Below are 11,852 nucleotides of genomic sequence, written 5' to 3'. Positions count from 1 at the left end.
TTTAACTTCCTTCAGGAGAACACCATGGCCGTTACTAATGTCGCTGAACTTAATGCACTGGTCGAACGTGTAAAAAAAGCCCAGCGTGAATACGCCAACTTTTCCCAACAACAGGTTGACGCTATTTTCCGTGCTGCCGCGCTTGCCGCCGCAGATGCCCGAATTCCTCTCGCTAAGATGGCCGTTGCTGAATCCGGCATGGGCATCGTCGAAGATAAAGTGATCAAAAATCATTTTGCTTCTGAATATATCTACAACGCTTACAAAGATGAAAAGACCTGCGGTGTGCTGGCAACCGACGACACCTTCGGTACTATCACTATCGCTGAACCGATTGGCCTGATTTGCGGCATCGTGCCGACCACCAACCCAACCTCTACCGCCATCTTCAAAGCTCTGATCAGTCTTAAAACCCGTAACGGAATTATCTTCTCTCCACACCCACGTGCTAAAGACGCCACCAACAAAGCGGCAGATATCGTGCTGCAGGCAGCGATTGCAGCCGGTGCGCCGAAAGATATTATCGGCTGGATTGACGCGCCTTCGGTTGAGCTGTCTAACCAGTTAATGCATCACCCTGACATCAACCTGATTCTGGCAACCGGCGGACCAGGCATGGTGAAAGCCGCTTACAGCTCAGGTAAACCTGCTATCGGTGTGGGTGCCGGTAATACGCCGGTAGTGATTGATGAAACGGCTGACGTTAAACGCGCCGTAGCGTCTATCCTGATGTCAAAAACCTTCGATAACGGCGTGATTTGTGCCTCTGAGCAGTCAGTGATTGTGGTGGATTCTGCTTATGACGCAGTGCGCGAACGCTTTGCCAGCCATGGCGGTTATATGCTGCAGGGCGCTGAGCTGAACGCGGTACAGAATATCATTCTGAAAAATGGTGGCCTGAATGCGGCGATTGTTGGTCAGCCAGCGTTTAAAATTGCTGAGATGGCGGGCATCACCGTTCCTCCGAGCACCAAAATTCTGATTGGTGAAGTGCAGCTGGTGGATGAGTCTGAGCCGTTCGCTCACGAAAAACTCTCCCCGACTCTCGCGATGTATCGGGCAAAAGATTTCCAGGATGCCGTCGATAAAGCGGAAAAACTGGTGGCGATGGGCGGTATCGGACACACCTCCTGCCTGTATACCGACCAGGATAACCAGACCGAGCGCGTTCACTACTTCGGCGACAAAATGAAAACCGCGCGTATTCTGATCAATACTCCGGCTTCACAGGGCGGTATCGGTGACCTCTACAACTTTAAACTGGCGCCTTCTCTGACGCTGGGTTGTGGTTCATGGGGGGGTAACTCCATCTCTGAAAACGTTGGCCCGAAACACCTGATCAATACCAAAACTGTCGCCAAGCGAGCTGAAAATATGTTGTGGCATAAACTTCCTAAATCCATCTACTTCCGTCGCGGTTCTCTGCCAATTGCACTGGAAGAAGTGGCTTCGGATGGCGCCAAACGTGCGTTCATCGTCACTGACCGCTTCCTGTTTAACAACGGTTATGCTGACCAGGTGACCCGCGTGCTGAAAGCACACGGCGTTGAAACAGAGGTGTTCTTTGAAGTTGAAGCTGACCCTACGCTGAGCATCGTGCGTAAAGGCGCTGAGCAGATGAACAGCTTCAAACCTGACGTGATTATCGCCCTCGGCGGTGGTTCACCGATGGATGCCGCGAAAATCATGTGGGTGATGTACGAACATCCTGAAACCCATTTTGAAGAGCTGGCGTTACGCTTTATGGATATCCGTAAACGTATCTACAAATTCCCGAAAATGGGCGTCAAAGCTCGCATGGTGGCAATCACCACCACTTCCGGTACCGGTTCAGAAGTGACGCCGTTTGCGGTGGTTACTGACGATGCCACCGGCCAGAAATACCCACTGGCAGACTATGCGTTAACCCCGGATATGGCGATTGTCGATGCTAACCTGGTGATGGATATGCCGCGCTCCCTGTGCGCCTTTGGCGGCCTAGATGCGGTGACCCATGCGCTGGAAGCCTATGTGTCAGTGCTGGCTAACGAATACTCTGACGGTCAGGCGCTGCAGGCACTTAAACTGCTGAAAGAGAACCTGCCAGCCAGCTACGCGGAAGGTGCGAAAAATCCGGTGGCGCGTGAACGCGTGCACAATGCGGCAACCATCGCCGGTATCGCCTTTGCCAACGCCTTCCTTGGGGTTTGTCACTCAATGGCGCACAAACTGGGATCGGAATTCCATATCCCACACGGCCTGGCTAACTCACTGTTAATCGCCAACGTCATTCGTTATAACGCGAACGACAACCCGACTAAACAGACCGCATTCAGCCAGTATGACCGTCCACAGGCACGTCGTCGCTACGCAGAAGTCGCAGACCACTTAGGCCTGACGGCGCCGGGCGACCGCACCGCGCAGAAAATTGAAAAACTGCTGGCGTGGCTGGAAGAGATTAAAACTCAACTGGGTATCCCAACCTCTATCCGCGAAGCGGGTGTGGCAGAAGCTGACTTCCTGGCGAAAGTCGATAAGCTGGCAGATGATGCATTTGATGACCAGTGTACCGGCGCTAACCCACGTTATCCGCTGATTGCTGAGCTGAAACAAATCATGCTGGACACCTACTATGGCCGCGAATTTGTTGAACCCTTCTCCAGCGTCGCTGAAGCCGTGGCTGAACAACCGGTAAAAGGTGTTAAGGTCGAGAAGAAAGCGAAAAACGTCTAATCGGCTGACAAACAAAAAACCCGCCTCGGCGGGTTTTTTTATTTCTGTTACAGCACTGTCAGTTCAGCGGCGTTTGCGCGCCGTAAATCGCCTGCAGCGATCCCTGCTCTATTGCCTGCTTGTAATGCTTGCGGCACACGGAGATATAGCGTTCATTGCCACCGATCACCACCTGCTCACCTTCACTGAACGGTTTTCCCTCGCTGTCGAGCCGCAGCACCATACTGGCTTTGCGGCCACAGTGGCAGATGGTCTTCAGCTCTACCAGCTTGTCAGCCCACGCCAGCAGATACTGACTGCCGGTAAACAGCTCACCACGGAAGTCGGTTCTCAGGCCATAGCAAAGCACCGGGATATCAAGGTTGTCCACCACGTCTGACAGGGCCTTCACCTGCTCACGGGTCAGGAACTGACTCTCATCGACCAGCACGCAGTGAATCGGCTGAGCCGCGTGCTCTGCGGCGATATCGCGGTAAAGCGCAGTCTCAGCGTTATACAGTAAGGCGGGCGAAGAGAGGCCAATACGCGAGCTGACGGTGCCTGCGCCAAAGCGATCGTCAATTTCAGCGGTGTAGACCAGGGTTCGCATTCCCCGTTCCTGGTAGTTATAGGAGGACTGCAGTAAGGCGGTGGATTTACCCGCATTCATCGCAGAGTAGTAAAAATAGAGTTGGGCCATAGCAGCAGGTTCTTCATCAGGACTTAACGGAATGGCGCGCATATTAGCACAAAGCGCTGCTAAAACTGAGCGGGTAGCCGCGGAATAATGTTCGCCATGGGCCGCTCTGGGTGAGCTAAAATTCAGGCCGATCCTTTGCCTGCCTGAGCGGGTAGCCTGGATATTACCCCCAACAACATCCTGCCTTTTTCACGGCTGTAATTAATGTATTAAATTTACGTCTTTTAAAGCTGCCATAAAAATAGCCATTAAACGGCGAAAAAGTAAATTTTTCTGAAGAATAATTTTTACTCTCTTTTATTTTACCGTCGCGCTTCAATATTAATTTGTGTTGAAGTTATTTATTACCACCTCTACTATTGTCGGGCAAAACAACTTTTTTATTATTCAGAGACCAGGACAATGAGCGAAGCACTAAAAGTTCTTAATAATATCCGTACGCTGCGTGCTCAGGCCAGAGAGTATCCGATTGACTCGCTGGAAGAGATGCTGGAAAAACTTGAAGTGGTGGTAAAAGAACGCCGCGAAGAGGAGTCACTGACCCAGGCAGAGAATGCCGAGCGTGCACGTAAACTGGAACAGTATCGTGAAATGCTGCTGGCGGACGGCATCGATCCGAATGAATTGCTGAGCTCCCTGTCAGACACCAAAGTCGCCGGGAAAGGTAACCGTTCAGTTCGTCCGGCAAAATATAAGTATGTCGATGAAAAAGGCGAAACCAGAACCTGGACTGGTCAGGGTCGCACACCGGCAGTGATTAAAAAAGCACTGGAAGAGCAAGGTAAGCAGTTAGACGACTTTCTACTCTGATAACGGGTCGGGCTTCGCTACTGAATACTGATTGCCCTTAGAGATAACAAAAAAAAGGAAGCCTGCGCTTCCTTTTTTATTTTATTAATCAGACCTGATAGAAGTCCCGATACCAGTCAACAAAGCGCTTAACGCCCTCTTCCACACTGGTTTGCGGTTTAAAACCGATCGCCTTAAACAGGGCTTCGGTGTCGGCGCTGGTTTCCAGCACGTCACCCGGTTGCATTGGCATCAGATTCTTAACCGCCGTAATACCCAGTGCTTTCTCGATGGCTTCGATATAGTTGATCAGCGTGACCGGCTGACTGTTACCGATATTATAAACCCGATAAGGCGCAGAACTGGTGGCTGGCGATCCCGCTTCTACCGTCCAGTTTTCATCCGCCTGCGGAATAACATCCTGCAAACGAACAATCGCTTCCGCAATGTCATCAATATAGGTGAAGTCGCGTTTCATCTGGCCCTGGTTATAAACATCAATCGCTTCACCTGCAATCATCGCACGGGTGAATTTGAATAATGCCATATCCGGCCGGCCCCATGGACCATAAACGGTAAAGAACCGCAGTCCGGTGGTCGGCAGCTGGTAAAGATGCGAGTAAGTATGTGACATTAACTCGTTAGCTTTCTTGGTCGCCGCATATAACGAAACCGGATGGTCAACGCTATCTTCGGTGGAGAAAGGCATTTTACGATTCAGGCCATAAACCGAACTGGAAGATGCATAAAGCAGATGTTCGATTTTATGATGACGGCAGCCCTCAAGAATGTTGAGGTGACCAATCAGATTAGCGTCGGCGTAGGCGTGGGGATTCTCTATTGAATAGCGAACACCCGCCTGGGCGCCTAAATGAATCACGCGCTGGAACTGCTGTTGCTTAAACAGTGACGCGATTGCGTCACGGTCAGCCAGATCCATCTCAATAAAGGTAAAAGCCGGATCGGGTTTAATCAGGTTCAGACGGGCATGCTTAAGATTTACGTCATAATAATCATTCAGGTTGTCGATACCGACAACCTGGTGACCGGCGGCCAGCAGACGTTGGCTAACATGAAAACCAATAAAGCCTGCGGCGCCGGTGACCAGAAAGTTCATAAATCCCTCGTTAATTATGCAATTTGAATAGACGCTCCGCGGCCGATTGCATAATAAACGAATCCGCGTTTGCTGGTACGCTCTGGATCATACAGGTTACGACCATCAAAAATCACGGGTTCTTTCAGTGCATTTTTGATGACGTCAAAGTCAGGTGCACGGAAGTTTTGCCATTCCGTACAAATGACCAGGCCATCCGCGCCCTGCAGTGCCGCTTCTTTGGTTCCCATCAGCTTAAGATCGCTGCGGTGACCATAGATGCGCTGCGCTTCATCCATCGCTTCAGGGTCAAACGCCTGGACAGTAGCACCGGCTTCCCACAACGTTTCCATCAGCACGCGGCTGGAGGCTTCACGCATATCGTCGGTATTCGGCTTGAATGACAGACCCCAAAGGGCAAAGGTCTTACCGCTCAGATCGTCGCCGAAATGACGCTTAATGAAGGTCGGCAGCTTGGTCTTCTGGCTGTCATTGACATCTTCCACTGCCTGTAACAGGCGAGGCTTATAGCCAATAGACTCCGCGGTACGGATCAGCGCCTGCACATCTTTCGGGAAGCAGGAACCACCATAGCCACAGCCTGGATAGATGAAGTGGTAGCCAATGCGGGGATCGGAGCCGATACCCTGGCGTACTTTTTCAATATCCGCGCCTAAGCGCTCAGCCAGATTGGAGATCTCGTTCATAAAGCTGATTTTGGTCGCCAGCATGCAGTTTGCGGCATACTTGGTCAGCTCTGCGCTGCGGATATCCATCATGATCATACGATCGTGGTTACGGTTAAACGGCTCATAGAGCTCGCGTAACAGTTCAACCACTTCGTCGTTATCGGTGCCGACAACGATGCGCTCTGGACGCATGCAGTCGTTAACCGCCGCGCCTTCCTTGAGGAATTCAGGGTTAGAGACCACATCGAAAGTGATGTTAGCGTCACGCGCTTTAAGCGCTTCCGTCATCACTGCACGCACTTTGTCTGCTGTGCCAACCGGAACGGTTGATTTGTCGATAACCACTTTGTGATCGTTCATGTATTGCGCAATGGTGCGCGCTACAGCGGTCACATATTTCAGATCGGCAGAGCCGTCTTCATCCGGGGGGGTACCGACTGCAATAAACTGCATAACACCATGGTTTACGCCCAGCTCAGCATCGGTGCTGAACTTCAGACGACCCGCTTCGTAATTAGACATTACCAGCGGCGTTAAACCTGGTTCGAAAATAGGAATGATGCCTTTTTTCAGATTTTCGACTTTCTTTTCGTCGACATCAATGCAGAGAACGTCATGTCCGACTTCGGCCAACACCGCAGCCTGAACCAGACCGACATAGCCGATACCAAATACAGTGACTTTCATCGAGTTATCCTGTGTTTATGAATTACTTTTTGTTGCCAACTGCGCCATCGAGCCATTCAGAAAAATCTTTGCCCAATACCGGATGACGAACACCGTACTCAACGAAAGCCTGCATGTAGCCCAGTTTGTTACCGCAGTCATGGCTCACACCTTTCAGGTGATAAGCTTCAACGGTCTCTTTTTCCATCAGCATAGCGATAGAGTCAGTTAACTGAACTTCGCCGCCTGCACCTGGAGGCGTTTTCGCCAGCAGTGGCCAGATATCAGCAGAAAGAACATAACGACCAACAACGGCCAGGTTAGATGGCGCTTCTGCCGCTTTTGGCTTCTCAACCACACCAACCATTGGTGCGCTGTCGCCTGGGTTCAGTTCTGCGCCCTGGCAATCTACAACACCGTACGCCGTCACATCAGCAACCGGCTCAACCATGATCTGGCTGCGGCCAGACTCTTCGTAACGGCTCAGCATTTCTGCCAGGTTATCTTTGGTTGGGTTAGATTCGTATTCGTCGATGATCACGTCTGGCAGGATCACGGCAACTGGCTCATCACCCACTAATGGATGTGCACACATAACCGCGTGGCCCAGGCCTTTAGCGATGCCCTGACGAACCTGCATGATGGTGACGTGTGGCGGGCAGATTGACTGGATTTCATCCAGCAGCTGACGCTTAACACGTTTTTCCAGCATAGATTCCAGTTCGAAGCTGGTATCGAAGTGGTTTTCGATGGCGTTTTTAGAAGAGTGAGTCACCAGCACAATTTCGTTGATGCCGGCAGCAATACACTCGTTAACGACATACTGGATTAACGGCTTATCAACCAGCGGTAACATCTCTTTCGGAATCGCTTTAGTGGCTGGGAGCATGCGCGTACCCAGACCCGCTACCGGGATTACCGCTTTTTTTACTTTGGACTTATAGGCAGACATTAAGATACCTCTCTTATAGGCCGTTCAAGTTAATACTTGATATGTCGGTTTAAATTCGGAAATGAGTATATCAGTTAGTATCGAACGGATTTATCCTGGAAGAACTGAAACCGTCGAAATTAAGACTATTACCCAAGTGTAAAGCTAACTTCTGGCCCTGTCTCCAGCGCCAGATCAAATTAATTTTTGCTGTTTATTCTTCAGCCGATAGCATCAGACGAATGCGTCCGCCTGCGCCCCAGACGTGGCATTGCCAGTTTTCGGCACGCTGACTGATCTGATTAAGATGGGTGCTTCCCATGGTGCCCAGAGGCACGCCGTTGCTGAGTTGAATCTGATGGGCATGAACGTGAAGCGTGGCGTTTAAACCGGCTGAAACCAGGATGAGATTTTTTAAACCGCGGTGATAATAACCAACCAGTAACGGGAACTGACCGCTCAGGTTGGCCTGCCGTAACAGCAAATTGACCTGTCTGAGCAGGCCATTGAGTTCCGGCAAGCGCTGTTTCTGTCCCGACAACTGCTCCTGCAGCAAGCCGTTGAACAGCGCACGCAGCAGCAACGCGGCCAGTACTCCATTGTCGCCCGCCCGGGTGACGTCCAGACAGTAGAAAGCCAGGTCTTTATCTGAGAGGGCTGCAATATCCAGAACCAGGCCAGGCTGCTCGGCCATGGTGAGCTGGCGGTAGTTGACCCGACAATTGGCGATGGTTTGTTGCACCGGCGGCTGAAGCTGCTTAAGCAACTTGGCGGCCGCTTTCGGATCGCGCACCAGCGCATCCCAGTCCTGGAACAGCTGTTCATCCTCCTCCACTTTAGAGGTGAACATTGAGGGATAGAGACACTCATAGACCGCTTCACGGAAGCGCTCAAAGTTCTTCAGCGGTTTCAGCAGCACATCCTGCACCCCGAGGCGCAGCACGTGGGCGATATCAGACATGTTTTCGGTTGCCGAGATGATCAAAATCGGCACCGCATTGCCACGGGTACGAATATGTTCAACGAACTGGATACCGCTCATGCGCGGCATCTCCAGATCGCAAATTATCAGGTCGACAGTATGCTGTTGTAATTGTGCAATTGCTTCCAGACCATCTTCCGCTTGTAACGTCACAGCACCCATCGATAACAAAAATTGGTCCAGCAACGAACGGAAAACAGCCTCATCTTCGACAATGAGTATCTTTTTGCCGATTAGTGGTTTTTCCATTCTTTCCCCCTGCGTACCAGATATTTCAATAGTGGTTCATAAAACGCAGTTGCGCCTTTCAGAATTGCCCGAAGTAACATCTGTGAATGAACAACCTGATTATCTGCCACGGACCAGTGGTAACAGTTCATCCATTTTCTTCTCAACGGCGGCCTTGCCTGCCTCGATAGCCTCTTCAGCGCGGTGAAAGTCCAGCGTCGAAATTTGCGGACAAACGGGCTGAATCAGGACATCGGGCGGATCGCCTGCCATACGATTTCGCTTCAGGCGATTTTCCAGCACCTGGATAGAGGTGGTCATGATCTCCATCGCTCCCGGTGTCTGGGACGCACGACGCTGGCTAAAATTCACCAGTCGCTGTCGCAGCTTCCCGCTCCAGCTCAATGCCACCGCGGCGGCTTCTTCTTCACTGTTCTGGGGTGTCACGGAAAACAGGTCCTGCTGCATCAGATGTGCGTCGTGCTGCAGGTCTACGGCGATAACAATGTCAGCGCCCAGGGCACGCGTTAATGAAATCGGCACCGGATTGACCACGGCACCATCCACCAGCCAATACCCATTGTAGCCCACGGGCGGTAATAAACCTGGCATACTGCAGGATGCCCGCACCGCCTGATGCAAATCGCCCTCGGTCAGCCACAGTTCACGGCCGGTACTGAGGTTGGTCGCGACCACGCCAAAGGGTTTACCGCAGGTCTCAATGGTGTCATTGGGGATTAACTGCCGGACGTGATTGAATACCCGCTCGCCGCGCAATAACCCCCCGCGCTGCCACGAAACATCCATCAGGCGAATCACATCCCAGTAACGAAACGCGCTGACCCACTTTTCCATCAGCGGCAGGCGGTTATTAACATAGGCCGAGCCGACCAGCGCGCCGACTGAACATCCCGCCACCACATCGACTTCAATTCCGGCGTGCTCAAGCGCCTTAATTACGCCGATATGCGCCCATCCTTTGGCCGCTCCAGAACCCAGAGCCAATCCAATTTTTACCTTTCTCATCTGTGTCTGGTCCTGCCGTCAATACATAGCGTCACAACGTAGGGTCAGCTAACATAGCGCGCTGGTTTATATCGACTCATCACCTTCAGGAGATCACGTGTCAGACATCTGCCCATGTTGTAGCGGAGAGCAGTATAGCGTATGTTGCGAGCCCTTTCTTAAGGGTACCCAAATTCCTGTTACAGCTGAACAACTTATGCGTTCACGTTATTGCGCCTATGTTCAGCAGAACGCAGATTATCTGGTTTCTACCTGGCATCCTGCCAAACGTCAGCCCGCGCTGGCAGGGCTTTTATCTGAAAGTTTTCAGGGCACTGAATGGCTAAGCCTGAATGTAACTCGTTGTAATCATGGAAGCCATGAGAATGAAGCTTTCGTCACCTTTTTTGCGCGATACCGCGAGAAAATGACCATTCAGGCCATTCATGAGTGTTCACGCTTTCTTCGTGAGGATCAACGCTGGTACTATGTCGACGGAACGGCGCCCCAGATTGGCCGTAACGATCGGTGCCCCTGCGGCTCCGACAAAAAATACAAAAAATGTTGTGGCTAAGCCAAAGGCAACCGCAACGGTTCTACCCCTAATGCTTTGACAGGACTCTGATTGAGATGCAAGCGCAAACCATGCAAAGAAAAGTTTTACGTACCATTTGTCCCGATGCAAAAGGTCTGATCGCCAAAATCACCAATATTTGCTACAAGCACGAGCTGAATATTGTGCAAAACAATGAGTTTGTTGATCATCGCACCGGGCGTTTTTTTATGCGCACAGAGCTGGAAGGGATCTTTAACGACAACACCCTGCTTGCCGATCTCGATAGCGCCCTGCCTCAGGGTTCAGTCCGTGAACTGCACAGCGCCGGCCGCCGCCGCGTGGTTATCCTGGTGACCAAAGAGGCACACTGCCTCGGCGATCTGCTGATGAAGAGCGCCTTTGGCGGTCTGGATATGGAAATTGCCGCGGTGATCGGCAACCATGACACGCTGCGTTCGCTGGTTGAGCGTTTCGATATTCCTTTCGTGCTGGTCAGCCATGAAGGCCTGACGCGCGAAGAACACGATAGCCGGATGGTTGAAGAGATCGATCGTTACCAGCCTGACTATGTGGTGCTGGCGAAATATATGCGCGTGCTGACCCCGGCGTTCGTGCAGCGCTACCCTAACCAGATCATCAATATCCACCACTCGTTCCTGCCAGCCTTTATTGGCGCCCGTCCTTATCATCAGGCGTATGAACGCGGCGTGAAAATTATCGGCGCAACTGCGCACTACGTAAATGACAACCTCGACGAAGGTCCAATCATTATGCAGGACGTCATCAATGTCGATCACAGCTACACCGCTGAAGAGATGATGCGTGCCGGTCGTGACGTTGAAAAGAACGTGTTAAGCCGCGCACTGTACAAAGTGCTGGGCCAGCGCGTGTTTGTTTACGGTAACCGAACGATTATTCTTTAATCACGCCAGTGGCTGAATTGCCTGAGGATTCAGCGCTACGGGCAAAAAGTGGGCAAACAGATGCTGTTTTGCCGATGGGCGCTTTACACCCTTATCGCATTTGGTATGATGCGCCCCGCTTTAAGACATAAAGATTCAGGCCATGGTGGGATTCCCGAGCGGCCAAAGGGAGCAGACTGTAAATCTGCCGTCACAGACTTCGAAGGTTCGAATCCTTCTCCCACCACCATCTGAATCGTCTTTTTGCCAGCATACCGTAATCCCTGGTGGGATTCCCGAGCGGCCAAAGGGAGCAGACTGTAAATCTGCCGTCACAGACTTCGAAGGTTCGAATCCTTCTCCCACCACCATCTTGCATATCGCACACAATCCCAAACTAATATCCAGGCTTCCTGTTCTGCGGGGAGAGGGATGAGAACCTTCGATTAAGGTTCGGGTCGAGCCTTGCGAGACAACGCGCTTCAGCGCGGCCCGAAGGGTGAGGCGCAACGCGCCGAATAATCCTTCTCCCACCACCATCTTGCATATCGCACACAATCCCAAACTAATATCCAGGCTTCCTGTTCTGCGGGGAGAGGGATGAGAACCTTCGATTA

The 11,852-nt window shown here is 51.6% G+C and carries 10 protein-coding genes, 2 tRNA genes and 1 other RNA gene; 7 read left to right on the top strand and 6 right to left on the bottom strand.

The genetic code is table 11. The features are described 5' to 3' along the window. Positions 1-24 precede the first annotated feature (24 nt). Positions 25-2,712, top strand: coding sequence for a bifunctional acetaldehyde-CoA/alcohol dehydrogenase (gene adhE / locus FHW04_RS16250; RefSeq protein ID WP_031374585.1), 2,688 nt, complete (start codon positions 25-27; stop codon positions 2,710-2,712). A gap of 58 nt (positions 2,713-2,770) precedes the next feature. Here the strand turns inward: adhE and tdk are convergent, their stop codons facing one another. After that, complete coding sequence (gene tdk, locus FHW04_RS16245; protein WP_031374586.1) at positions 2,771-3,391, bottom strand: thymidine kinase; 621 nt, start codon at positions 3,389-3,391, stop codon at positions 2,771-2,773. 402 nt (positions 3,392-3,793) lie between these two features. On the opposite strand from tdk, the gene hns reads away from it, so the two are divergent. Then, positions 3,794-4,201: a histone-like nucleoid-structuring protein H-NS gene (gene hns / locus FHW04_RS16240; RefSeq protein ID WP_031374587.1), complete on the top strand. Its 408-nt coding sequence runs from the start codon at positions 3,794-3,796 to the stop codon at positions 4,199-4,201. 88 nt (positions 4,202-4,289) lie between these two features. On the opposite strand, the gene FHW04_RS16235 is transcribed toward hns, so the two are convergent. The 5 genes from FHW04_RS16235 to rssA form a co-directional block, all read right to left on the bottom strand. Continuing rightward, the gene (locus FHW04_RS16235) at positions 4,290-5,297 is read right to left on the bottom strand and encodes an NAD-dependent epimerase (protein WP_069728538.1); all 1,008 of its coding nucleotides are present in this window, start codon (positions 5,295-5,297) and stop codon (positions 4,290-4,292) included. A 14-nt stretch (positions 5,298-5,311) separates the two neighbouring features. Continuing rightward, positions 5,312-6,652 (bottom strand): UDP-glucose dehydrogenase family protein, encoded by a 1,341-nt coding sequence (locus FHW04_RS16230; RefSeq protein WP_031374589.1) that lies wholly within the window; start codon positions 6,650-6,652, stop codon positions 5,312-5,314. Positions 6,653-6,674: 22 nt separating this feature from the next. Continuing rightward, positions 6,675-7,583, bottom strand: coding sequence for a UTP--glucose-1-phosphate uridylyltransferase GalU (gene galU, locus FHW04_RS16225; RefSeq protein WP_031374590.1), 909 nt, complete (start codon positions 7,581-7,583; stop codon positions 6,675-6,677). 193 nt (positions 7,584-7,776) lie between these two features. After that, entirely contained in the window at positions 7,777-8,793 is a 1,017-nt protein-coding gene (gene rssB / locus FHW04_RS16220) for a two-component system response regulator RssB (protein WP_089561436.1), read from the bottom strand. Between the two features lie 99 nt (positions 8,794-8,892). Further along, entirely contained in the window at positions 8,893-9,798 is a 906-nt protein-coding gene (gene rssA / locus FHW04_RS16215; RefSeq protein ID WP_031374592.1) for a patatin-like phospholipase RssA, read from the bottom strand. Between the two features lie 97 nt (positions 9,799-9,895). Between rssA and FHW04_RS16210 the strand changes: the two genes are divergently transcribed. The 5 genes from FHW04_RS16210 to FHW04_RS16190 all read left to right on the top strand — a co-directional run bounded on the left by FHW04_RS16210 (position 9,896) and on the right by FHW04_RS16190 (position 11,774). Continuing rightward, a complete protein-coding gene (locus tag FHW04_RS16210) occupies positions 9,896-10,351 on the top strand; it encodes a YchJ family protein (RefSeq protein ID WP_031374593.1) in 456 nt (151 codons plus the stop codon). Positions 10,352-10,407: 56 nt separating this feature from the next. Then, the gene (gene purU, locus FHW04_RS16205; protein WP_031374594.1) at positions 10,408-11,256 is read left to right on the top strand and encodes a formyltetrahydrofolate deformylase; all 849 of its coding nucleotides are present in this window, start codon (positions 10,408-10,410) and stop codon (positions 11,254-11,256) included. 144 nt (positions 11,257-11,400) lie between these two features. Then, positions 11,401-11,485 (top strand) — tRNA-Tyr (locus tag FHW04_RS16200). 36 nt (positions 11,486-11,521) lie between these two features. Then, positions 11,522-11,606: transfer RNA gene (locus tag FHW04_RS16195), tRNA-Tyr, on the top strand. A 40-nt stretch (positions 11,607-11,646) separates the two neighbouring features. Then, a non-coding RNA gene (locus tag FHW04_RS16190) (RtT sRNA) lies at positions 11,647-11,774 on the top strand. Positions 11,775-11,852 lie beyond the last annotated feature (78 nt).

Origin of the sequence: Pantoea sp. AN62 (assembly GCF_050432985.1) — a bacterium.
Taxonomy (GTDB): Bacteria; Pseudomonadota; Gammaproteobacteria; order Enterobacterales; family Enterobacteriaceae; genus Pantoea; species Pantoea brenneri.
The sequence above is the reverse complement of the archived record's forward strand: the minus strand, read 5'-3'. Positions and strand labels throughout refer to the sequence as shown.